At 56.8% G+C, this 22,570-nt stretch carries 21 protein-coding genes and 1 pseudogene (1 of these 22 cut by a window edge); 8 read left to right on the forward strand and 14 right to left on the reverse strand.

From position 1 onward, the window contains the following. From msrQ to mrcB, 9 genes are all read right to left on the reverse strand, one after another. Positions 1 to 442: the 5' portion of a protein-methionine-sulfoxide reductase heme-binding subunit MsrQ gene (gene msrQ, locus V6L79_RS23865; protein ID WP_338579587.1), read on the reverse strand. It extends 173 nt beyond the left edge of the window; the window shows 442 of its 615 coding nt (coding positions 1-442); its start codon is at positions 440 to 442; its stop codon lies off the left edge, out of view. After that, positions 442 to 1,455 (reverse strand): protein-methionine-sulfoxide reductase catalytic subunit MsrP, encoded by a 1,014-nt coding sequence (gene msrP, locus V6L79_RS23870; RefSeq protein WP_261739703.1) that lies wholly within the window; start codon positions 1,453 to 1,455, stop codon positions 442 to 444. Before msrP ends, msrQ begins: the two co-directional genes overlap by 1 nt. 63 nt (positions 1,456 to 1,518) lie before the next feature. Further along, positions 1,519 to 2,376: a CDP-diacylglycerol--serine O-phosphatidyltransferase gene (gene pssA / locus V6L79_RS23875; protein WP_338579588.1), complete on the reverse strand. Its 858-nt coding sequence runs from the start codon at positions 2,374 to 2,376 to the stop codon at positions 1,519 to 1,521. 144 nt (positions 2,377 to 2,520) lie between these two features. Next, positions 2,521 to 3,537: a ketol-acid reductoisomerase gene (gene ilvC / locus V6L79_RS23880; RefSeq protein ID WP_095002580.1), complete on the reverse strand. Its 1,017-nt coding sequence runs from the start codon at positions 3,535 to 3,537 to the stop codon at positions 2,521 to 2,523. A 49-nt stretch (positions 3,538 to 3,586) separates the two neighbouring features. After that, positions 3,587 to 4,078 carry an acetolactate synthase small subunit gene (gene ilvN / locus V6L79_RS23885; RefSeq protein ID WP_016783407.1) on the reverse strand — a complete coding sequence of 164 codons (492 nt, stop codon included), beginning with the start codon at positions 4,076 to 4,078 and terminating at the stop codon, positions 3,587 to 3,589. Positions 4,079 to 4,080: 2 nt separating this feature from the next. Further along, positions 4,081 to 5,805, reverse strand: a complete 1,725-nt coding sequence (locus V6L79_RS23890) for an acetolactate synthase 3 large subunit (RefSeq protein WP_261739705.1) — start codon at positions 5,803 to 5,805, stop codon at positions 4,081 to 4,083. A gap of 409 nt (positions 5,806 to 6,214) precedes the next feature. After that, complete coding sequence (locus V6L79_RS23895; RefSeq protein WP_321836542.1) at positions 6,215 to 6,544, reverse strand: YqcC family protein; 330 nt, start codon at positions 6,542 to 6,544, stop codon at positions 6,215 to 6,217. A gap of 5 nt (positions 6,545 to 6,549) precedes the next feature. Next, complete coding sequence (locus tag V6L79_RS23900) at positions 6,550 to 7,293, reverse strand: M48 family metallopeptidase (RefSeq protein WP_261739706.1); 744 nt, start codon at positions 7,291 to 7,293, stop codon at positions 6,550 to 6,552. A gap of 16 nt (positions 7,294 to 7,309) precedes the next feature. After that, on the reverse strand, positions 7,310 to 9,634 hold the full coding sequence (gene mrcB / locus V6L79_RS23905; RefSeq protein WP_261739707.1) for a penicillin-binding protein 1B: 2,325 nt from the start codon (positions 9,632 to 9,634) through the stop codon (positions 7,310 to 7,312). Positions 9,635 to 9,750: 116 nt separating this feature from the next. Here mrcB and V6L79_RS23910 point away from each other — a divergent pair, with 116 nt between their 5' ends. The 3 genes from V6L79_RS23910 to V6L79_RS23920 all read left to right on the forward strand — a co-directional run bounded on the left by V6L79_RS23910 (position 9,751) and on the right by V6L79_RS23920 (position 12,248). After that, positions 9,751 to 11,307, forward strand: coding sequence for an AAA family ATPase (locus tag V6L79_RS23910; RefSeq protein ID WP_338579589.1), 1,557 nt, complete (start codon positions 9,751 to 9,753; stop codon positions 11,305 to 11,307). A 91-nt stretch (positions 11,308 to 11,398) separates the two neighbouring features. Beyond that, on the forward strand, positions 11,399 to 11,740 hold the full coding sequence (locus V6L79_RS23915) for a hypothetical protein (protein ID WP_338579590.1): 342 nt from the start codon (positions 11,399 to 11,401) through the stop codon (positions 11,738 to 11,740). A 235-nt stretch (positions 11,741 to 11,975) separates the two neighbouring features. After that, a complete protein-coding gene (locus V6L79_RS23920; RefSeq protein ID WP_261739710.1) occupies positions 11,976 to 12,248 on the forward strand; it encodes a TfoX/Sxy family protein in 273 nt (90 codons plus the stop codon). A gap of 235 nt (positions 12,249 to 12,483) precedes the next feature. On the opposite strand, the pseudogene V6L79_RS23925 reads toward V6L79_RS23920, so the two are convergent. The 3 genes and pseudogenes from V6L79_RS23925 to V6L79_RS23935 form a co-directional block, all read right to left on the reverse strand. Further along, positions 12,484 to 13,203 (reverse strand): annotated as a pseudogene (locus tag V6L79_RS23925) (heme ABC transporter ATP-binding protein); the annotation flags it as partial. A gap of 47 nt (positions 13,204 to 13,250) precedes the next feature. Beyond that, positions 13,251 to 14,234, reverse strand: coding sequence for an iron ABC transporter permease (locus V6L79_RS23930; RefSeq protein WP_338580346.1), 984 nt, complete (start codon positions 14,232 to 14,234; stop codon positions 13,251 to 13,253). A gap of 50 nt (positions 14,235 to 14,284) precedes the next feature. Next, the gene (locus V6L79_RS23935) at positions 14,285 to 15,160 is read right to left on the reverse strand and encodes an ABC transporter substrate-binding protein (RefSeq protein ID WP_321838270.1); all 876 of its coding nucleotides are present in this window, start codon (positions 15,158 to 15,160) and stop codon (positions 14,285 to 14,287) included. 177 nt (positions 15,161 to 15,337) lie between these two features. Between V6L79_RS23935 and V6L79_RS23940 the strand changes: the two genes are divergently transcribed. Beyond that, on the forward strand, positions 15,338 to 15,676 hold the full coding sequence (locus V6L79_RS23940) for a Rieske (2Fe-2S) protein (protein ID WP_338579591.1): 339 nt from the start codon (positions 15,338 to 15,340) through the stop codon (positions 15,674 to 15,676). On the opposite strand, the gene sfsA is transcribed toward V6L79_RS23940, so the two are convergent. Beyond that, positions 15,659 to 16,366, reverse strand: coding sequence for a DNA/RNA nuclease SfsA (gene sfsA, locus V6L79_RS23945; protein ID WP_338579592.1), 708 nt, complete (start codon positions 16,364 to 16,366; stop codon positions 15,659 to 15,661). The genes V6L79_RS23940 and sfsA overlap by 18 nt on opposite strands. After that, on the reverse strand, positions 16,366 to 17,538 hold the full coding sequence (locus tag V6L79_RS23950) for a pyridoxal phosphate-dependent aminotransferase (RefSeq protein WP_338579593.1): 1,173 nt from the start codon (positions 17,536 to 17,538) through the stop codon (positions 16,366 to 16,368). The genes sfsA and V6L79_RS23950 overlap by 1 nt, the downstream gene beginning before the upstream one ends. Before the next feature lie 322 nt (positions 17,539 to 17,860). Here V6L79_RS23950 and dksA point away from each other — a divergent pair, with 322 nt between their 5' ends. The 4 genes from dksA (at position 17,861) to V6L79_RS23970 (ending at position 22,569) form a co-directional block, all read left to right on the forward strand. After that, entirely contained in the window at positions 17,861 to 18,301 is a 441-nt protein-coding gene (gene dksA / locus V6L79_RS23955) for an RNA polymerase-binding protein DksA (protein ID WP_261739716.1), read from the forward strand. A gap of 187 nt (positions 18,302 to 18,488) precedes the next feature. Continuing rightward, the gene (gene gluQRS, locus V6L79_RS23960) at positions 18,489 to 19,376 is read left to right on the forward strand and encodes a tRNA glutamyl-Q(34) synthetase GluQRS (protein WP_338579594.1); all 888 of its coding nucleotides are present in this window, start codon (positions 18,489 to 18,491) and stop codon (positions 19,374 to 19,376) included. A 78-nt stretch (positions 19,377 to 19,454) separates the two neighbouring features. After that, entirely contained in the window at positions 19,455 to 19,631 is a 177-nt protein-coding gene (locus V6L79_RS23965; protein WP_003176118.1) for a hypothetical protein, read from the forward strand. Beyond that, positions 19,615 to 22,569 carry a sensor histidine kinase gene (locus V6L79_RS23970; RefSeq protein WP_261739718.1) on the forward strand — a complete coding sequence of 985 codons (2,955 nt, stop codon included), beginning with the start codon at positions 19,615 to 19,617 and terminating at the stop codon, positions 22,567 to 22,569. Before V6L79_RS23965 ends, V6L79_RS23970 begins: the two co-directional genes overlap by 17 nt. Position 22,570 lies beyond the last annotated feature (1 nt).

Here is a 22,570-nt window from a genome sequence, read left to right on the forward strand (position 1 = left end):
CCAGACGATGGAGCTTCTTCCAGCGCGCACCCAAACGCCGTTGGCTGTATCGATTTGAAGTCACTGCCAGCGCCAGCAAACACAAGAAACCCAGACTGCCGACAATGATGTAAGGCCGCTTGCGCAGCTCCACACCTAACTGTGACCAGTCAAAGCCCAACACGAAAGTCAAATAAGCACACAGGTGCAACACCACATAGGCAAAGCACCACAGCCCTATCTGGCGACGCACGACAATCCAGCCCGACCACCCCGTGAGTTTCTGCAGAGGTGTCATGCTCAGTGTCACCAACAATAGAATCAGCGTGCCCAACCCCAGCCGATCGACCAGTACCTTTCCCGGGTCCGGCCCCAAGGCAAAGCTCCAGGCCTCATAAAGCCAGAGCAAAGGCCATATGACAGCGGCTATAAAGACCCCAATACGCCAAGGAAGGAATTTCATCAGTAGTTCTTCCGCAAATCGAGGCCGGTATACAGAGAAGCCACTTCATCCGCGTATCCGTTAAACATTTGGGTATCACGCACATTCGGGCTGAACAGGCCGCTCGGTAAACGCCGCTCACGCGCTTGCGTCCAACGAGGGTGATCAACTTGCGGATTCACGTTGGCATAGAAGCCGTATTCATCAGCTGCAATGCTCTGCCAAGTGGTTTTTGGCTGCTCCTCTACCAGACTGATTCGCACAATAGACTTCACGCTTTTGAAACCATATTTCCAAGGCACCACCAAACGTAGCGGCGCCCCATTCTGATTCGGCAGTTCACGCCCATACATGCCTACCGCCAAAATCGCCAACGGATTCATCGCCTCGTCCAAGCGCAATCCTTCAACATAGGGCCAGTCAATCAATGCAAAACCCGAACGCTGCCCCGGCATGACCTTTGGATCCTGCAAGGTTTCAAAGCGGATAAATTTGGCTTTGGATGTAGGCTCCACCTGCTTGAGCAATGCCGATATGGGAAAGCCCATCCACGGAATCACCATCGACCAGGCTTCTACACAACGCAGACGATAAATCCGCTCTTCCAATTGATAAGGCTTCATAAAGTCTTCAAGCGCATAACGCCCCGGCTTTCCCACCTCCCCATCTACCACCACCGTCCAAGGCTCGGTTTTCAAGGCTCCAGCATTCTGCGCCGGATCACCCTTATCGGTACCGAACTCATAGAAGTTGTTGTAGTGGGTCGCATCCTTGAAGGGGGTGATAGCCTCCCCCTTGACCGTGACTGCCTGCCATTTGGTCTGAGGCAGCTTATCGGCAAACCAGGTCGGAGCCTTACCCGGCTCAACATCCGCATAGCGCATTGCATCCTCGGCACTGGCCCAGCGCGGAAGGCTGGACACAGCCAATCCGGCAAGCGAACTGCCCAGCAATGCACGACGGGATAGATAGAAGGATTCAGGCGTCACGTCCGACTCTTTACAGTCGGACGCTTTAGGCAGCTTGATGAGCATGACAACTCCGTAGTATTGGAGAACTGATGCACCAATAGACTACGGAGTATGGGAGAAATTACATTACTCGCTGGCTTTGTTACGACGCAAACGCAGTAAGTACTGAATCGGACCCGATGCCGCATACACCAGGAAGGCCAGCAACAGGATGCGTGGCGGATCACTGAACACAACAGCGAATACCAGAACCACAGCCAGGATCGCCACAAAAGGAACACGCCCTTTCAAATCCAGCTCTTTAAAGCTGTTGTACTTGATATTGCTGACCATCAACATGCCAGCGGCAGCGACCAGCAAGGCAACCAGGAACGACATTTTCGATCCCTGGATCCCGTAATCACTGAATGCCCAAACAATACCCGCCACCACACCTGCAGCAGCCGGGCTGGCCAACCCGATGAAGTAACGCTTATCCGCTGTTCCGACCTGCGTGTTAAAACGCGCCAGACGCAACGCTGCACCCGCTACATAGATGAAGGCAACCATCCAGCCGACCTTGCCCATGTCTCCCAGCGCCCAGCCAAAGGCCAGCAATGCAGGTGCCACACCAAAGGCAACCATGTCCGACAAGGAGTCGTACTCGGCGCCAAATGCACTTTCGGTGTTGGTCATACGGGCTACACGACCATCAAGACCATCCAGCACCATTGCGATAAAAATCGCGATGGCCGCAAACGCAAAATATTTGCTTGCGCCAGCAGCGTCACCCGCACTCATGGCGCTTTGGGCACTCATGGAGCTGATGATCGAATAAAAACCGGCGAACAGGTTCGCAGTGGTGAAAAGGTTCGGCAGCAGATAGATACCACGATGCCGGACTTTACGCCCTTCGGCGTCATGCCCTTCTTCGACATGCTCATCGATAGGCAGCAGGCTATCGGCGTCTGAAGCCGCTTTTGGCTCTTCGGGACGTTCGCTCATGGACATTACCTTGCAACGATATGGAAAGTTTCGATAGAAGCTTGGGGCCAACATGCACCCGCAAACGATCCTGCTTTATACCAGAAGCTGGCGCTCAAACGAAAAAACGCGGCCTAGGCCGCGTTTTCTCTACAGACCAAGAACTTAGTTCTTGGCTTGGTCAACGATCTTGTTCGCGCCGATCCAAGGCATCATCGAACGCAATTGTCCGCCGATGACTTCGATGCCGTGAGCAGCGTTGTTACGACGCTTGGCGGTCATCGATGGGTAGCCGGTAGCACCTTCACTGATGAACATCTTCGCGTATTCACCATCTTGAATGCGCTTCAAAGCGTTACGCATTGCTTGACGGGATTCAGCGTTGATCACTTCTGGACCGGTAACGTACTCGCCGTACTCAGCGTTGTTGGAGATCGAGTAGTTCATGTTGGCGATACCGCCTTCGTACATGAGGTCAACGATCAACTTCAACTCGTGCAAGCACTCGAAGTAAGCCATTTCTGGCGCGTAACCGGCTTCAACCAGAGTTTCAAAGCCAGCTTTAACCAGCTCAACAGTACCGCCGCACAGAACAGCCTGCTCGCCGAACAGGTCGGTTTCAGTCTCGTCCTTGAAGGTGGTTTCGATGATACCGGTACGACCGCCGCCCACGCCCGAAGCGTAAGACAGTGCCAGGTTTTTGGCATTGCCCGAAGCATCCTGGTAGATAGCGATCAGGTCAGGGATACCGCCGCCGCGTACGAATTCAGAACGCACAGTGTGGCCCGGAGCTTTTGGCGCGATCATGATCACGTCAAGGTCAGCACGCGGTACAACCTGGTTGTAGTGGATTGCGAAACCATGGGAGAACGCCAGGGTTGCGCCTTTTTTGATGTTCGGCTCGATTTCGTTCTTGTACAGCGCGGACTGGAACTCGTCCGGAGTCAGAATCATGACCAGGTCAGCAGCGGCAACAGCGCTGGCAACGTCAGTCACTTTCAGGCCGTGAGCCTCAGCCTTGGCGACAGTGGCCGAACCTTTACGCAGACCAACAGTAACGTCAACGCCGGAGTCTTTCAGGTTGCAGGCTTGGGCGTGACCCTGGGAGCCGTAACCGATAATGGCTACTTTTTTGCCCTGGATGATCGAAAGGTCGCAGTCTTTGTCGTAATAAACTTTCATGATTTTCCCTTATATCCAGGCCATTCAGGCCAATTAGCACTTATTAGTTTTAGATGCTGAGTACTTTGTCGCCACGGGCAATCCCGGTGACGCCACTGCGAACTGTTTCCAGGATCGAGGCGGTCCCAATCGACTGGATGAAACTGTCGAGCTTCTCGCTGGTGCCTGTCAACTGCACGGTGTACACACTGGCGCTGACATCAACGATCTGCCCACGGAAAATATCTGTTGTACGCTTGATCTCTGCGCGCTGTGCGCCTGTCGCCTTGACCTTTACCAGCATCAACTCGCGCTCGATGTGAGCACTTTCCGACAGGTCCACCAACTTGACCACTTCAATCAACTTGTTCAGGTTTTTGGTGATCTGCTCGATCACTTCATCATGCCCCACCGTGGTCAGCGTCAGACGCGACAAGGTCGGATCCTCGGTTGGTGCCACCGTCAGGCTTTCGATGTTGTAGTTACGTTGCGAAAAAAGCCCGACAACACGAGACAAGGCGCCCGGTTCGTTTTCAAGAAGCAAGGAAATAATGTGCCGCATGATTAAGTACGCTCCGTCTTGCTCAGCCACATGTCGCGCATGGAGCCATCTTTGATCTGCATCGGATAAACGTGCTCACTGGTATCAACCTGGATATCCAGGAACACCAGGCGATCCTTCATGGCAAAAGCCTCTTCCATCTTCGGTTTGAGGTCTTTCAGATCAGTGATCCGAATACCCACATGCCCATAAGCCTCTGCCAGCTTGACGAAATCAGGCAGCGATTCCATGTACGAGTGCGAGTGACGGCTGCCGTAGTTCATGTCCTGCCACTGGCGCACCATGCCAAGCACACCGTTGTTGAGGCTGATGATTTTTACCGGTAAGCCATACTGCAAACACGTCGACAGTTCCTGAATATTCATCTGAATACTGCCCTCACCCGTTACACAGGCAACGTCAGCATCAGGGAAGCTCAGTTTTACACCCATCGCCGCCGGGAAACCGAAGCCCATCGTGCCCAGGCCGCCAGAGTTGATCCAGCGATTAGGCTTGTTGAAGCGGTAGTATTGGGCCGCAAACATCTGGTGCTGACCTACATCGGACGTTACATACGCATCGCCCTTGGTCACTTCGCAGAGCATCTCGATAACAGCCTGAGGCTTGATCACGCTGCCGTCGCCCTTGTTATAAGGGAACAGGTCACCATCACCACGCCACTCGTCGATCTGCTTCCACCAACTGGCAACTGCCTCCGGGTTCGGCTTATCGCCAATTTCCTTGAGGATTGCGACCATTTCGCTCAACACGCTCTCTACCGGACCTACGATCGGCACATCTGCCTTGATGGTCTTGGAGATGGACGCCGGGTCGATATCAATATGGATAATCTTGGCGTTCGGGCAGAACTTGGATGGACCGTTGATTACACGGTCATCAAAGCGCGCGCCTACAGCCAGGATCACGTCAGCGTTGTGCATGGTCATGTTGGCAGTGAAGCTGCCATGCATACCGAGCATGCCGACGAACTGACGGTCGGTGCCAGGGTAGGCACCCAGGCCCATCAACGTATTGGTTACGGGTACGTTGAGCATTTTTGCCAACTCGGTCAGCGGAGCCGAACCGCCGCCCAAAATAACCCCGCCGCCTGCATAAAGCACAGGGCGCTTGGCTGCCAGCAGCATCTCTGCCGCCTTGCGAATCTGGCCTGAGTGACCACGCAGGGCCGGGCTGTAAGAACGCAACTTGGCTTTTTTCGGGAAAACGTATTCGAACTTCTCGGCCGGGTTGGTCATGTCTTTCGGAATATCGACCACTACCGGACCAGGACGACCGGATTGAGCGAGGTAGAACGCCTTTTTCATGACCTCCGGGATTTCCGAAGCATGCTTGATCATAAAGCTGTGCTTCACGATGGGCCGAGAGATACCGATCATGTCGGTCTCCTGGAAAGCATCAGTCCCGACCATGGTGCTAGGCACCTGACCAGAAATGATCACCATCGGAATGGAGTCCATGTAGGCAGTGGCAATCCCGGTGATGGCGTTGGTAGCACCCGGTCCGGAAGTAACCAGTACTACACCGGCCTTACCGGTTGCACGGGCATAGCCGTCAGCCATATGGGTAGCAGCTTGTTCGTGGCGAACCAGGATGTGGGTAACTTCCGGCTCTTTGAACAGTGCGTCGTAGACATGCAGAAGAGCACCACCAGGGTACCCGTAGATATATTTGACACCTTCGTCGCGCAAAAAGCGCACGAGCATCTCACCGCCAGATAAAAGCTCCACGTTGTTCACCTCTAAAACGCCAGAATACCGTTCACAAAAATACGAACGGGTCTTAATAGGTTTACTTTTCAGCAGAGCATGAGCGACGGTGGTCGCCGACTACGTCAGCACTGACTGAGCAAGTATTGGGAACTCCCCAAATGTTGCGGGGGTTTCCCACCCAGCGCGAGGTAACGCGTTGCGGGTGTTGCAGGTCGGCGCGGGTGTGCGCCTCATGATCTGCTGAGAGGGTCTGCTTCTGGCAGTCCCTCTACAGCGGGACTTCGATTCTTGTCATTAGGCCAGCCCAAGTCAAGCCATCTATGAGATTTATTTTCATAAACCGACAGGAACGCACAAAAAAACGCGCGAAATGACAGAAACTGACAAGAAAATGGATGGCTGCCAGCAAAAACTGGCAGCTATGACCTCAAGCGGAGGGGCTGATCAACAGGTCAAAACCTTCGAAGTGCTTGAGCAGTGGCTTCCAGTTTCCGCGACGCTGTGCAAAAACCTGGTCAGCCATATGCCGAATACCCGAAACATTTGGCAGTGGCAGACCCTGCTCAACAATGACTTTCATCTTCGGCAGGAAGATCCACTGCACCCATAGCTCAAAGTCGAGCCGGTCGACGCTGAATGGCTCTTGGCTGGACAAGTCGTGCTCCGTAGGAACCTTGTCGCTCCACAACCCCTGCGTGCGCATTTCCTGCTCGATCAGCAACAAGAACTCGGCGACTTCAGGAGTACGTGAGTCCATAACCATCAGAGACTCACCTTGGCTTTTTGACGAGCCAGTGCAGCGCCTGCTGCATCGCCTTGCTTCTCACGCGCCTGGGCAATCAAACCCCACAGGCTCGCTTGCAAATCCGGGCGGCCATTGGCGAAAGTCAAACCACGACGGGCAAACTGCTCCGCCTGGGCAGCATCACCCTGAGCCATACGGACCTGGGCCAGACGGTAAAGCACTTGGGGCTCACGAGGTGCCACGCGCTGAGCCCGCTCAAGGCTCGACGACGCACCGTTCAAGTCGCCGCTCGACTGTTGCTGCTGTGCGGTGGTGAGCAGCGCCAGCACCGGGCCGTCCAGTTGCTCGTCAGCAGCCAGACCACCGCCACTGCTGTTCGATGGAATACCACTTGGTGTAATCGGTGCCGGTGCACTGTAAGTATTACTCGGCGTGTAGCTACCCGTGCTGATAGGCGCGGCAGCTGGCCCCGGAGTAATTGGCCCCGGTGTGAAAGGCTGAGTGCTGATCGGTGTCGAAACACTGGCAGCGCCACCCGGGACCATCACCACAACACCCGAGTCCTCGGTAATCGTGCGCGCTTGAGCTGCCCGCGGAACAGCGGCCTGTGGATAACTCCCCGCCGTACGCTGGGCCGAAATACGTTCGTTATTGGATACCGGAACACCAGAATCGACCACAGGAATCGAACCCTGCGGTACGCTGGCACAACCATTGAGCAAAGCCAGGGCTGAAACAGCCGCAATCCACCACTTATTCACGTCAAACCCTCTTTGCTTAATTCAACCAGCCCTTGACCCAATCCATCACGGCGTCACCCGTGGCAGGCGCCTGCCCACCACAACTGGCCCCCGCTGGCGGCTCACTGCCGCGAATATACGGCATCTGTACCGCGCCAGGGCAGCTGGCATCAGATCCTTGACCGGTATGCGGATCAATCCAGGCCTGAACAATGTTATCGGGCTGAGGCATATCGAGCGGCAGGGGACCTGCTTTGCTCATAAAGCTGGTCCACACCTGCAAGGCCCCGGTAGCACCGGTAAACGGTGTTTTGCCATTGTCATCGCGGCCCAGCCATACAACTGCCAGCAAATCCTGGCTGAACCCTGCGAACCAGCTGTCACGAGAGTCGTTACTGGTGCCGGTTTTACCTGCCAACGTAAGGTTTTTTGGCAATACGTTATAGACCGAGCGCCCTGTACCTTCGCGCATCACATGCTGCATCGCGTTCTGAATCAGGAAAATCGAACCCGGATCAAAGCGCTGCTGGATCTGGAACGGATAACGCTTGAGCGGCTGACCTTCAGCTGTCAACACGCTGCGAATACCGCGCATGGGCGTATTGAAGCCGCCGTTGGCCAAGGTCTGATACATCGTCGCCACTTCCATCGGGCTCAATGCGCCAGCCCCCAGCAACATGGAAGGGAACGCCGGGAATTGCCGCTCTACCCCCAGTCGCGCCAATGTCTTGAGGACGTTAGGCACCCCGACTTCCTGCCCCAACCTTACCGTGCCGAGGTTGTAGGAATTCATCATCGACTGGTAGAGGAAAATCGTACCGTGCGAGCGCCGATCATAGTTCTGAGGTTTCCAGATCTGGCCATCTGCGCCTTTGATCGATAGCGGCTCATCCGACAGCCAACTGGTCAGTGTGTACTGACTCGGCCGTTCAAGCGCCGTGAGATAGACCGCAGGTTTGATCAGGGAGCCAATCGGCCTCACCGCATCCAGTGCACGGTTAAAGCCTGCATAGCCTGGAGCACGACTGCCGATCAGCGCCTGAACCTCACCGGTTTCCGGGTTGGTCACCACCATCGCGGCTTCAACCTCATCCGATCCCTTGCGCCCGGCAAGTCGCTTGAAGGTTTCACCGACAGCTGCCTCAGACTTCATCTGCAGGATCGGGTCGAAGCTGGTGAAGATCCTCAACCCTTCTTCGGTCAAGTCTTCGTCACGATAGTCTTCACGCAACTGACGCTTGACCAAATCCAGGAAACCCGGGAATGAGCTGTCTGCCAGACTGCCTCGCGTGGTCACGCCCAGCGGCATTTTCTTCGCTGCGGCAACTTGCTCAGGCGTTGCAACACCTTGCTGCTCCAGCAAATCGAGCACCAGGTTACGGCGCATCAGCGCACGTTCAGGATAGCGTCGCGGGTTATAGGCTGACGGCCCTTTGACCATACCTACCAGCAGCGCCACTTGATGCAACTTGAGCTCGGCCAGCGGCTGGCTGAAGAAGAACTGACTGGCCAAACCAAAGCCGTGAACAGCGCGCTGACCGTCCTGGCCGACAAACACTTCGTTGAGATATGCCTCAAGAATTTCGCGCTTGTCGTAATGCAACTCCAGCAACAAGGCCATCATTGCTTCGGTCAACTTGCGGGTCAGACTGCGCTCATTGGTCAGATAGAAATTCTTGACCAACTGCTGGGTCAACGTACTGCCGCCCTGGCGCATTTGCCCGGCCGAAGTGTTGACCCACATGGCCCGTGCGATCGACTTCGGCGACACCCCAAAGTGATGATAGAAGTCCCTGTCCTCTACGGTTACCAGCGTATCAAGCAGAAACGGCGGCACCTGATCAATATTGATCAGGATCCGGTCTTCGAGGTTTTTCGGATAGATACCACCGATCAACAAGGGCTCAAGGCGCACTACGGGCAGCTTGGAGCCATTGGTCGATGAAAGCTCTGCCACATAATCGCCAGAAAAGCGTATCCGCACTGGCTGTGCCTGCTCGGCACCTTCATAGAATTGGAAACCACGGGTATTGAGGTCGACCGTGTTGCCATTAACCGCTGCAGCACCTGGGCCATTGGCAACGCTTTCGCGGCGATAGCCCAAGGCGTCGAGCTCCGTGAGGAAGTCGTTCTTGCTCAGCTTCTGGCCGACGAACAGCTCCAGCGGCCGAGCATAAACCTTGGCCGGGATGGTCCAGCGCTTGCCGGAGAACTTCTCCTGGACGATGGCATCGAGGTAGACGGCAAAACCTGCCAGCACCACCAGGCCGACCAGACTGAGCTTGATTGCCCAGCCGAGCCAGGGCCGAAGGCCGCCAGAAGGACGTTTGGAACGGGAGCGAGGGGATCGGGTACGAGTCATGGCGCGAGATTATACGCACTTTATTCATGTTCATCATGCGCAGCCCGGCGGTTTGCACTCCCGCTGTCAGCGGCCATAATGGCGCATTGAATTTTCCAGACCTTGAAGGATCAACCGTGAGCCAGAACCTGATTACAGCCCTGCAGAACCCGGACCTCTACCCCCATCAAGTCGATAAGTTTCAGGTTATCGAGACTCACATCTCCTGGGTCATTCTCACCGGCCCGTACGCCTACAAGCTAAAGAAACCGGTCAACTTTGGCTTCCTTGACTTTACCGAGCTCAGCGGTCGTGAACACTTCTGCAATGAAGAGCTGCGCCTGAACCAGCGCCTGACCGAAGGCCTGTACCTCGACGTGTTGCCGATCACCGGTACAGCCGAGGCGCCAACGCTGGGCGGCGAAGGTCCGGTGATTGAATACGCACTAAAAATGCGCCAGTTTCCGCAAAGCCAGCTACTGAGCACGTTGCAAGCCAATGGCGAACTTAATGCCGCCCATATTGACGAGATGGCCCAGCAAATTGCCCATTTCCACATGCAGGCGCCCCACGTTCCTCTAGACCATTATCAAGGCACTCCAGACGCCGTGATGGACCCGGTCCGCCAGAACTTCGAGCAAATTCGCCCATTCCTCGTGGATAAAGCCGACCTGCTGCAACTGGAGGCCCTTCAGGCCTGGGCAGAGGCAAGCTTTACGCGCCTCAAGCCACTGTTTGAACAGCGCAAGGCCCAAGGATTTATCCGCGAATGCCACGGTGATATTCACTTGGGCAACGCCACGATGATTGATGGCAAGGTCGTAATTTTTGACTGCATCGAATTCAACGAGCCTTTCCGCTTCACCGACGTGTATGCCGATACCGCCTTCCTGGCGATGGACCTTGAAGACCGCGGCCTGAAGTCTCTGGCACGACGCTTTGTCAGCCAGTACCTGGAGCTGACCGGTGATTACCAGGGGCTTGAGCTGCTGAACTTCTACAAGGCCTACCGTGCGCTGGTTCGCGCCAAAGTCAGTCTGTTCAGCATGCCTGCCGAAGCCAGCCCGGTGCAACGCGCAGCCACCCTGCGTCAGTACCGTAACTACGCCAACCTGGCGGAAAGCTACAGCACTATTCCGTCACGTTTCCTGACCATTACCCATGGCGTTTCGGCTGTAGGTAAAAGCTCAGTAGCCATGCGACTGGTTGAGGCGCTGGGAGCGATTCGTCTGCGCTCAGACGTTATCCGCAAGCAACTGTTCGGCAAGCAGACCGCTGAAAACGCTGTAGGAGATGGCATCTATAATGCCGACGCCAGCGCAGCAACCTACAACAAACTGCATGAGCTGGCTGGCATCGTGCTGCGCGCGGGCTTCCCCGTCGTTATTGACGCCACCTACCTCAAACGCGAGCAGCGCGACGCCGCCGCCAAGGTTGCAGAAGCCACCGGTGTACCTTGCCTGATCCTCGACTGTACCGCGCCAGACGCTGTGATCGAAGGTTGGCTGGCCCACCGCAAGTCCATTGGCACCGACCCTTCCGACGCCACCCTCGAAGTGGTCAAGGCCCAGCAAGCCAACCGCCAAGCGCTGGGCGCGGATGAAATTCTGCGCAGCAAGCGTGTTGAAACCCACAACAGCAAAAGCCTCGACACCTTGATTGCGGACATTCGTCAGCGCTTGCCAGGCCTGTAAGAATTCGCGTTCGCCGTGAAACCGCAATGGTTTCACGGCACCCGATAGTGGCACTACAATATTAGTTACCACATCCGGCTGGAGCCCTACCATGAGCCATCCCAAGTTGCTTGAGTCGGCGCTCTACGCTCTGCTGCATAAAGATGATATCCGCGGTTTCAATCAGCAGCGTCCTGCCGGACATATCGACATGCGCGGCGGAGACTTTCGTGGGCTGGATTTACGCGAGTTACAAGTCGAAGACGTGGACTTCTCCGACGGTTATTTCCGCTCAGCCGACTTGCGCGGCCTGGACCTGCGCACGTCTTGCATCGAAGGCGCCAGCCTGGCCCATGCACAGATTTCAGGTGCCTATTTCCCGGTCGAGCTGACGGCCGATGAAATTCTGATGTCGGTTAATTTTGGCACCCGCCTGCGCTACCGCACCAAGTGACGCAAATACGACACCCGGTCCGAGGCTAAAGCGTCGTAGTAATACCGCTCTGTTGACCCGGACACAGCCACCTGCCCGTCTGGCCCCTTGCCACTGTCCGACAGAAAGCAGCCTGAACTGGGTACTCCTTGTTCCAAAACCGACTAATGGACTGCGGTTTTCCTACTGAGCGCTACACTTCGTAGGATCACCATGCCCTGTAAACGCTGAGCTCACGCCGTCGCAAGGAGAGCAGATGAATGATGAACTCCAGCATTTGAAAAACCTCGGAAAAACCTCGGCCCAATGGCTACATGCTGTTGGCATCCATAGTGCCTCTGACTTGAAGCGCTTAGGCGCCGTAGATGCTTATCGAGCGGTGAAAGCCAGGGGCTTCAGGGCCTCTAAAGTGCTTCTGTATGCCATTGAAGGGGCCTTGCTGGATGTGCACTGGAACGACATTCCGGCAGAACGCAAAGAAGCCCTTAACCGGCAAGTCGAGCATTTGGAAGCACTGAGCAAAGCCTGAAGTGACGGTTTAAGCCACACAAGATGAACGGTAAAAAACAGCTATTGACACTGGAATGAGAATTGTTATTATTACGCCATCTGGTCGCGAGACCAGTCGATCTTCTGGAAGGCCCTTGGTTCGGACTCTCAGAAAATCTCCTCATCAGGCTAATCACGGTTATTTGACCCGGCTCTTGCCGGGTCTTTTTTTGCCTGTTGAAAAGCGCCAGCAAAAAAGTAACTGGCGCTATAGTTCAGCGGGCAATGACCAAAGGACACCCCAGTTCCGGATGAGGTTGTACTAAAACATCCAGACCAAAAACGGCCTTTAGAGCGTCCGGCTGCAATACCACTTGCGGGCAATCAAGGGCTCGCGGACGCCCCTCCTCAAGCAACAGCAAGCGATCGCAGTAACGCGCCGCCAGATTCAAGTCATGCAGGATGATCAGTACCGCCGCGCCGCGATCAGCGAATGCCCGAATGGCCTTGAGCGTGGTGTGTTGATGCAAAGGGTCGAGCATCGAGGTTGGCTCATCGAGCAACAGGGTCTGCCCGCTTTGACCTGGCCATAATTGCGCCAGTACTCGTGCCAGATGTACCCGCTGGCGTTCACCCCCCGATAACGCCAGATAGCTGCGCCCCGCCAGGTGCTCAACATCCGCAGCCTGCAATGCGGCCTGAATGATTTCCGAGTCACGAGTACGGCCTGTCTGATGAGGTAGCCGGCCCATGCCTACGACCTCTTCAACACGAAAGGCGAAATCCAGGGTCGAAGTTTGTGGCAAGACGGCAAGGCGCTGTGCCCGCTGCGCGCCTTTCCAGTGACCCAAGGCCTGCTGATCCAACCAGACTTGCCCCCCGCTCGGTGTCAGTTCCCCGCATAACGCTGCCAGCAGTGTGCTTTTCCCCGCGCCATTGGGCCCCAGTACGCCCAACACTTCCCCCGGGCGCACATCAAGGGTGACATCCGCCAGCACGATTTTCTGATCGCGACGGATCTGCAAATTTTGCGCACGCAGCATCAGTGACGACCTCGTAACAGTAGGAACAGGAAGAACGGCGCACCGAGAAATGCGGTAACAATCCCGATCGGCAGCTCTGCCGGTGCCAGGGCCAGCCGTGCAACCAAGTCGGCGAACAGCAGCAACGTCGCCCCCGCCAGGACCGATGCAGGCAACAGCACTCGATGATCAGGCCCCGCCAGCAACCGCACCAAATGCGGCACCACCAGCCCGATAAAGCCGATCATGCCTGCCGCCGCCACTGCGGCCCCCACACCCAGCGCGGTGCAAAACACCAGTTCACGCTTCAGACCTTCAACATCAATTCCTAGATGATTGGCTTCCGACTCTCCAAGCAACAGCGCATTGAGCGCACTCGCCCGCCGGGGCAGCCACAACGCAACGCCCACGGTGACAATCAACAATGGCCACAACCGCGCGTAACTGGCGCCATTAAGGCTGCCCAGATTCCAGAACGTCAGCGTACGCAATGTTGCGTCATCGGCCAGATAGGTAAACAAGCCTACCGCCGACCCGGCCAAAGCTGTCAGCGCTATCCCCGCCAACAGCATGACGGCTACATTGGTCTGACCGTTACGGCGTCCCAGTCGATACACCAGCGCTGTCACCCCCAAACCACCGAGAAACGCGCATACCGACAGTAAATAAGGCCCGATAAATTCCGGTAGCCCGCCAAAAGCGGCTCCGCCAACAATCGCAATCGCCGCACCCAACGCCGCACCACTGGACACACCGACCAACCCGGGATCCGCCAGCGGGTTGCGAAACAAACCCTGCATGGCCACGCCCGACAGTGCCAACACCCCGCCTACCGCCAGCCCCAACAAGGTGCGCGGCAAACGAATCTGCCCCAGGATCAGCTCAGCCTGCTCCAGCCCGTCACCCTGAATCGGCACGCCGAGCAGCCGCAGGGCGGCGCGTAAGGTGTCAAACAGCGGCAAACTCACCGGCCCCAGCGCCAGCGACAGCCAAATCGACAACAGGCACAGCGCGCTCAGCCCTATAAATAGAGAGCGGGGTTTAACCAGCGTCTTCATTGGCTTGCCGGAACCGTTGGATAAAACTCAGTTGTCAGTTGCTTCAAACTGGCGGGCAACCGTGGTCCCAGACCGCCCACCAGCAGCGTCGGGTCCAACTCGTACACCCGGCCATTTTTGGCGGCGCGAATAGACATCAATATCGGATTTTCCTTCATCAGTGCCTGGCGAGCCGCCTCACCTGTCAGGCTACGATCAGCAAACACCAGCACTTCAGGATTGAGCCCCGCCAGCGCTTCCACCGAAAACGGCTTGTAGCCTTTATGCGTGGCCAGGTTATGCCCACCGGCTTGAGTCAGCAGCCAGTCTGCGGCGGTGTCCTTGCCGGCGATCAACGGTTTGCCGCCTGCATGGCCCAATAGCAGCAATACTCCGGGGGCCTTGTGACCTGCTTGTGCGGACTTGACCTGTTGCTGATGCTGCTCAAGCTGCTGTTGATAACTCTTGAACACCTGTGCCGCCTGCTCCTCGTCCCCCAGAAGCAGCCCCAGATGTTGCAAAGTACCTTCAAGACTTGCGAGGTCTGCCTGTGCCGAAAACATCTCGACCGCCACACCGGCACCACGAATTTGTGCCAGAACAGGCGGCGGCCCCATCTCTTCAGTGCCGATCAGAACATCCGGTTTCAAACTCAAGATCCCTTCTGCCGAGAGCTGGCGCTGATACCCAACGCTGGGCAGCGACTTGAGTGATTCAGGATGTTGACTGGTGGTATCGACCCCAACCAATTTAGACTCTGCGCCTAACACGCTGACCCATTCCGAAAGCGCTCCCCCTGCACTGACCCAGCGTTGCGGCAACTCACCAGCCAGGCTGGCATGAGTGATCATAAGGCCTGCACAGAGCGTAATCAGGCGGAGACTCAAGCGCATACAGAGGCATTCCTTGAAAAAGAGGGCTCAACGGGACAAAGGAATTGTCACGCCGTGAAAACAGTACATCGCGGAGCAAGGCGCCATTTGATAATTGTTTGCATTTGCACGTCAACCTCTTAACCCAACCTGAAACACGTCTTCGACACAACTGTTTGGCTGCTATTAAGGATTGTCATGAAGTTTTTATGCCCCTCTGCGGCACTTGGCGAAGGTTCCAGCCGCGGCTTCGAGTTGGACGATCTGCGTTTGCTAGTCATTCGCCGTGATGGCCAAGTCTATGCCTACAAAAACCGCTGCCCCCATCGCGGGGTGTCGCTGGAGTGGCAACCGGATCAATTTCTCGACTCAAGCGCCAGCCTGATCCAGTGTGCTACCCACTCTGCGCTGTTCCTGATCGAAAGCGGGGAGTGCATTGCCGGGCCTTGCGCCGGGCAATTTCTGACTGCCCTTGGCTGTCGCGAAGACAGCCAAGGGATCTGGATTACACCAGAAGCATCAGAGGATGACGTCTAACCGACGATCAACCACCACCGCGTCAGAGGTCAGGCTTACACCATAAGCCAGCACTTGCACCCCGGCTGCTACTGCCTCGCGCAATGCTGCGGCGTAAGCCGGGTCGATTCCTTCTGCAGGACGTACAGCGTCGACCCCCGTAAGGTTGACGCAATACAGCTGGACTGCACGGACACCTTCGCGCGCCAGAGTCGCCAGCTCGCGTAAATGCTTGGCGCCACGCTGGGTTACGGCATCCGGAAATGCCGCGACACGAGAGTCGTCAAAACCCAGGGTGACACTTTTGACCTCGACAAAGGCAAAGCCCTGCGGGTACTCCAGGCGAAAATCAATCCGGCTCTTCTCTTGCCCATAAGGCACTTCGCGCTTGAGCGCAGTGAACCCATCCAGCTCAGTAATCACCCCCGCCAGCAGCGCTTCCTCGATCAAGCGATTGGCGCGCCCGGTGTTCACACACGCCAGCCGCCCCTGCGGGGTTTGCGTGATTTCCCAGGTGCCCGGCAACTTGCGTTTGGGATCATTGGAGCGGCTGAACCAAACCTGACCGCCCTCAACCATGCAATTAAGCATAGAGCCCGTATTCGGGCAGTGAATGGTCAGCAACTCGCCGCTGGTGGTTTCAATGTCCGCCAGAAAACGCTTGTAGCGTTTTATCAGCCGCCCTTCTTCCAGCTCAGGTGAGAAACGCATCAGCCCTTCCAGCTCTTGAGGCCACGGGCGATCCGCTCTACGGCCTCCTGCAGACGCGGCAAACTTTGGGTATAGGCAAACCGTACGTGGTGCCCGGACTTGTAACGCCCAAAGTCCAGGCCCGGAGTAAAGGCTATGTGCTGGGTTTCGAGAAAATGCTGGCAAAACGCAAACGCATCACCGCCAAACGCACTGATATCGGCGTACAGGTAAAACGCACCTTCGGGTTCTACTGCAATGCCAAAGCCCAGCTCACGCAAGGCTGGTAACAGAAAGTCACGACGCCGACCGAACTCGGTCCGCCGCTCTTCCAGAATGGCCAGCGTCTGCGGCTCAAAACAAGCCAGAGCTGCGTACTGGGCCATGCTTGGCGCGCTGATATAGAGGTTTTGTGCGAGCTTCTCCAGATCGGCCACGGCTTCAGGTGGCGCCACCAGCCAGCCCAGACGCCATCCGGTCATGCCGAAATACTTGGAGAAGCTATTGAGTACAAAAGCACTGTCATCGACTTCCAGCACGCTCGTAGCATCACAACCATAGGTCAGGCCGTGATAGATCTCGTCCACTACAAGATGCCCATTACGAGCCTTGATCGCCGTCGACAGGGCTACCAGCTCATCACGACTCAACATAGTCCCGGTAGGGTTGGCTGGCGATGCAACCAGCGCACCAACGCTGTCTTGATCCCAATAGCGTTCAACCAGATCCGCCGTCAGTTGGTAGCGCACATCCGGACCCACCGGCACCAATTGCGCAGCGCCTTCAACCAGGCGCAGGAAATGTCGATTACACGGGTAGCCCGGATCCGCAAGCAGCCAGTGCTTACCCGGATCAACCAGTAGGCTTGTTGCCAGCAACAAGGCGCCAGAACCGCCCGGTGTGATAAGGATCCGCGAGGGGTCGATATTCAACCCATAGCGTTGCTGGTAGAAACCAGAGATTGCTTCACGCAGCTGCGGCAAGCCACGGGCAGCGGTATAGCGGGTCTTTCCGGCGGCCAAAGCGGCCTGCCCGGCGGCAATGATAGGCTCAGCCGTGATGAAGTCCGGCTCGCCGATTTCCAGGTGAATCACATCGTGCCCCGCAGCCTGCAGCTCGTTGGCACGCGCCAACAACGCCATTACGTGGAACGGTTCAATTGCGCGGCTGCGCGCACTGTAAGACTGAGCCATTAGCCTGTTTTCCTGGGTAAGCAAAAAAACGATTCTACCCAAGCAATCTCACAAGGGAGAGCTAAATACAGTCTTAGCCAACCCGCCAATAGAACCAAACAACCCAGGCGCCGGTCATAGCTCGACTAAAATTATTAATTAGCCACTAATCTCAAGCACTACAGGGTCTGTACACAACCACTGACAACGGGCTAGACATGCGGGAGTAGCGCAGCCCGATTTGATCTGGTAAGTTCGCCCGCTTGCAGCCGCAGGGCCGGCAGGTGTCGGTGATGTTGCAATCCTGCGCAATGGATTAGAAGAATGAGAGGCGGTCCATTTCATGCCCACACAAACCAAGCAACAGAATAGTCAACTTAGCGGCTTTGAACCCTACGTTGAAAAAAAGGGTGAAGAGTACATGGGCGAGCCCATGCGCAAGCATTTCACCAAGATTCTGAACAAGTGGAAACAGGACTTGATGCAGGAAGTCGACCGCACCGTTGATCATATGAAAGACGAAGCGGCAAACTTTCCTGACCCATCCGATCGCGCAAGCCAGGAAGAAGAATTCAGCCTGGAACTGCGCGCCCGTGATCGCGAGCGCAAGCTGATCAAGAAAATCGACAAGACTCTGCAACTGATCGAAGACGAAGAATACGGCTGGTGCGAATCCTGCGGTGTCGAAATCGGTATCCGTCGACTCGAAGCCCGTCCTACTGCCGACATGTGCGTAGACTGCAAAACCTTGGCTGAAATCAAGGAAAAACAAGTCGGCAAGTAATCGCCGACTTGACCAGATGGGGCGTGCGAACGCCCCATTTTTGTTTCTGGAATTTGGTCACAGAATTCTGTAGCCGCTGCCGCAGGCTGCGATAAGGACCGAAGGGCCTTCAAAACACCAAGGCTGCTACTCGCAGTGGCGCACCATATCCATCGCAGCCTTCGGCAGCGGCTACAGGATTTTTGTCATGACTACTCCCTCCTACATCGGGCGCTTCGCCCCAACGCCCAGCGGCCATCTGCACTTTGGCTCCCTGGTCGCCGCCCTCGCCTCTTATCTCGACGCCCGCGCCGCAGGTGGCCGCTGGCTGCTGCGCATGGAAGACCTCGACCCGCCGCGCGAAATGCCAGGTGCCCAGGCTGCGATTCTGGATGCCCTTGAACGCTATGGCTTTGAGTGGGACGGCGAACTGGTTCTGCAAAGCGAGCGCCACGAAGCCTACGCCCAAGTCCTCAATCGCCTGTTCAGCATGGGCCTGGCTTACGCCTGCACCTGCTCGCGCAAACAGCTTGAAGGCTACAACGGCATTTACCCGGGTTTTTGCCGCAATGCTGGCCACTCGATGGAGAACGCCGCAATACGCATACGGGTCCCGGAACTTGAATACCGCTTTGAAGACCGGGTCCAAGGCTCATTTAGCCAGCATCTGGGCCGCGAGGTGGGCGACTTTGTAATTCGCCGCCGCGACGGGCTCTACGCCTATCAGTTGGCCGTGGTGCTCGATGATGCAGCCCTGGGCGTAACGGATATCGTGCGCGGCGCTGACCTGCTGGACTCCACACCGCGCCAACTCTACTTGCAGGAGCTACTGGGGTTGTCACAACCGCGTTATTTGCATGTGCCCCTGATTGTGCAACCAGATGGCCACAAACTCGGTAAATCGTACCGCTCGCCGCCCCTGACCCCGGAACAGGCTACGCCGCTACTGCTTCGCGCCTTGCGCACTTTGGGTCAGACCACAGACGAACGCTTGAACGACTCCACCCCGCGTGAAGTTCTGGATTGGGGTGTCGCCCACTGGAACGCAGCCAATATCCCACGCACACTCACCCTCGCCGAGGCGCAATTACGCTGACAGCCCTTGCAGGTTGCCAGCCATCCGTTACCATCGCCGCACGTTTTTGGGCATGCGGCCTGTAAAAGTGAGGGCGGGATGTATATCTATCGATTGGTCCTGTTGCTGGTTGTCGGGATCTACCTGTTTTCTCCCGCCATCATGGATTGGTGGATCGATGCGACAGGCGCCTGGTACAGGCCCTATCTGCTCTGGCTGATTCTGATCGTTGTGACCTTTATTCTTCAGAGCCAAAAAGATGCCGATGAGCTTTAGCCTGACCCAGATGATCCTGATCAGCGCCGCCTACCTGGGGGTGCTGTTTGGCGTAGCCTGGATCAGTGAACGCGGCATGATCCCGCGTGCAATCATTCGCCACCCCCTGACCTACACACTGTCGCTGGGCGTTTACGCCAGTGCCTGGGCGTTTTATGGCACCGTAGGCCTGGCTTACGAATACGGCTACGGCTTTCTATCCAGCTACCTCGGTGTTTCCGGGGCTTTCCTGCTGGCGCCAGTGCTGCTTTACCCGATCCTGAAAATCACCCGCACCTATCAGCTCTCATCGCTGGCAGACCTGTTCGCCTTCCGCTTTCGCAGCACCTGGGCCGGTGCGCTGACCACGATTTTCATGCTCATTGGTGTGTTACCGCTGCTGGCCCTGCAAATCCAGGCCGTGGCCGACTCCATCAGCATCCTCACCCGCGAACCGGTGCAACACCGCGTGGCCTTGAGTTTCTGTGCGCTGATTACCCTGTTTACGATTTTCTTCGGCTCACGGCACATCGCCACCCGAGAAAAACACGAAGGGCTGGTATTCGCCATTGCCTTTGAGTCCGTGATCAAGCTGATCGCCATTGGCGGCGTCGGCCTCTACGCGCTTTATGGTGTGTTCGATGGCCCGCAACAGCTGGAAGTGTGGCTGCTGCAAAACCAGACGGCGCTCGCCGCCCTGCACACGCCGCTGCAAGAAGGGCCGTGGCGTACCCTGTTGCTGGTGTTTTTCGCCTCGGCCATCGTGATGCCGCACATGTATCACATGACCTTCACCGAGAACCTCAACCCTCGCGGGCTGGTCAGCGCCAGCTGGGGCCTGCCCCTGTTTCTGCTGTTGATGAGCCTCGCCGTGCCACTGATTCTGTGGGCCGGCCTCAAGCTGGGCGCCACTACCAACCCCGAGTACTTCACCCTCGGTATCGGTATTGCAGCCAACAACAAACCCTTGGCGCTATTAGCTTATGTGGGCGGGCTTTCGGCTTCCAGCGGGCTGATTATCGTCACCACCCTGGCGCTTTCGGGCATGGCCCTGAACCACTTGGTGCTGCCGCTTTATCAGCCACCTGCCGAAGGCAACATCTACCGCTGGCTGAAGTGGACCCGTCGCGCACTGATCGTTGCCATCATCATGGCTGGCTATGGTTTCTACCTGCTGTTGGGCGCCGAACAAGATTTGGCCAACCTCGGCATCGTGGCCTTTGTCGCCACGTTGCAGTTCCTGCCTGGCGTGCTCTCGGTGCTGTACTGGCCGACCGCCAACCGACGCGGCTTTATTGCCGGGTTGCTGGCAGGGATTCTGGTGTGGATGGCCAGTATGCTGTTCCCGCTGATTGGCAACTTCCAGGGCTTTTATATCCCGTGGTTGAACATGATCTACGTGCTGGACGACACCAGTTGGCACATGGCGGCCATTGCGTCCTTGGCGGCCAACGTGCTGATGTTCACCCTGATTTCGCTGTTCACCAACGCCAGCCCTGAAGAGGCAAGCGCCGCCGAAGCTTGCGCAGTCGACAACGTGCGCCGCCCGCAACGCCGCGAGCTGCACGCCGCTTCACCGCAAGAGTTCGCCACCCAACTGGCCAAACCCCTGGGAGCCAAGGCCGCGCAAAAAGAAGTCGAGCAAGCGCTACGCGACCTGTTCCTGCCCTTCGATGAGCGCCGCCCCTATGCCTTGCGCCGCCTGCGCGACCGTATCGAAGCCAACCTCTCCGGCTTGATGGGCCCCAGCGTCGCCCAGGATATGGTCGAGACCTTTTTGCCCTACAAGTCAGGCGGTGAAAACTACGTCACCGAAGACATTCACTTTATCGAAAGCAGGCTTGAAGACTACCACTCGCGCCTCACAGGTCTTGCAGCCGAGCTCGATGCCTTGCGCCGCTATCACCGCCAGACCCTGCAAGAACTGCCCATGGGCGTTTGCTCGCTGGCCAAGGATCAAGAGATCCTGATGTGGAACAAAGCCATGGAAGAGTTGACCGGCATCCCGGCACAGCGCGTGGTGGGTTCGCGCCTGAGTACCCTGGGCGACCCGTGGCGAGAACTGCTGCAAGGTTTTATCGACCTGCCTGACGAACACTTGCACAAGCAGCACCTGGCTCTCGACGGTCAAACCCGTTGGCTCAACCTGCACAAGGCCGCGATTGACGAACCCCTGGCTCCGGGCAACAGCGGTCTGGTGTTGCTGGTCGAAGACCTGACAGAAACCCAGATGCTCGAAGACAAACTGGTGCACTCCGAGCGGCTGGCCAGTATCGGCCGCCTCGCAGCGGGCGTGGCTCACGAAATCGGCAACCCGGTGACCGGCATCGCCTGCCTGGCGCAAAACCTTCGCGAAGAACGCGAGGACGACAGCGAACTGACTGAGATCAGCAGCCAGATTCTTGAGCAGACCAAGCGTATTTCGCGCATCGTGCAGTCCTTGATGAGCTTCGCCCATGCTGGCAGTCATCAGCACAATGATGAGCCCGTCTGTCTGGCCGAAGTGGCCCAGGATGCCATCGGTTTGCTGGCCCTGAACCGACGCAATTTTGAAGTGCAGTTTTACAACCTCTGCGACCCTGACCACTGGATTGATGGTGATCCGCAGCGACTCGCCCAAGTGTTGATCAACCTGCTGTCAAACGCCCGCGATGCCTCGCCTGCGGGGAGTGCAGTCAGGGTCAAGACCGAAGCCAGCGAGCACACTGTCGACCTCATCGTGGAAGACGAAGGCACAGGCATTCCGAAGAACATCATGGACCGATTGTTCGAACCGTTTTTCACCACCAAGGACCCTGGCGAAGGCACCGGTCTGGGCCTTGCACTGGTCTATTCCATCGTTGAAGAGCATTATGGACAAATCACCATCGACAGCCCGGCTGACATTATCAGCCAACGCGGAACCCGTATCCGGGTGACACTACCGCGTCATGTCGAAGCGACGTCCGCTGTGAACTGAG

This window comes from Pseudomonas sp. ML2-2023-6 (assembly GCF_037055265.1).
GTDB lineage: Bacteria > Pseudomonadota > Gammaproteobacteria > Pseudomonadales > Pseudomonadaceae > Aquipseudomonas > Aquipseudomonas kulmbachensis.

Coding starts and splice junctions, on each gene's coding strand:
- dksA (WP_261739716.1), top strand. CDS start 17,861: ATGCCCACACAAACCAAGCAACAGAATAGTCAACTTAGCGGCTTTGAA.
- V6L79_RS23965 (WP_003176118.1), top strand. CDS start 19,455: ATGTATATCTATCGATTGGTCCTGTTGCTGGTTGTCGGGATCTACCTG.
- V6L79_RS23920 (WP_261739710.1), top strand. CDS start 11,976: ATGAATGATGAACTCCAGCATTTGAAAAACCTCGGAAAAACCTCGGCC.
- mrcB (WP_261739707.1), bottom strand. CDS start 9,634: ATGACTCGTACCCGATCCCCTCGCTCCCGTTCCAAACGTCCTTCTGGC.
- V6L79_RS23970 (WP_261739718.1), top strand. CDS start 19,615: ATGCCGATGAGCTTTAGCCTGACCCAGATGATCCTGATCAGCGCCGCC.
- V6L79_RS23935 (WP_321838270.1), bottom strand. CDS start 15,160: ATGCGCTTGAGTCTCCGCCTGATTACGCTCTGTGCAGGCCTTATGATC.
- V6L79_RS23950 (WP_338579593.1), bottom strand. CDS start 17,538: ATGGCTCAGTCTTACAGTGCGCGCAGCCGCGCAATTGAACCGTTCCAC.
- gluQRS (WP_338579594.1), top strand. CDS start 18,489: ATGACTACTCCCTCCTACATCGGGCGCTTCGCCCCAACGCCCAGCGGC.
- V6L79_RS23915 (WP_338579590.1), top strand. CDS start 11,399: ATGAGCCATCCCAAGTTGCTTGAGTCGGCGCTCTACGCTCTGCTGCAT.
- msrP (WP_261739703.1), bottom strand. CDS start 1,455: ATGCTCATCAAGCTGCCTAAAGCGTCCGACTGTAAAGAGTCGGACGTG.
- V6L79_RS23895 (WP_321836542.1), bottom strand. CDS start 6,544: ATGGACTCACGTACTCCTGAAGTCGCCGAGTTCTTGTTGCTGATCGAG.
- V6L79_RS23940 (WP_338579591.1), top strand. CDS start 15,338: ATGAAGTTTTTATGCCCCTCTGCGGCACTTGGCGAAGGTTCCAGCCGC.
- ilvN (WP_016783407.1), bottom strand. CDS start 4,078: ATGCGGCACATTATTTCCTTGCTTCTTGAAAACGAACCGGGCGCCTTG.
- pssA (WP_338579588.1), bottom strand. CDS start 2,376: ATGAGCGAACGTCCCGAAGAGCCAAAAGCGGCTTCAGACGCCGATAGC.
- ilvC (WP_095002580.1), bottom strand. CDS start 3,537: ATGAAAGTTTATTACGACAAAGACTGCGACCTTTCGATCATCCAGGGC.
- sfsA (WP_338579592.1), bottom strand. CDS start 16,366: ATGCGTTTCTCACCTGAGCTGGAAGAAGGGCGGCTGATAAAACGCTAC.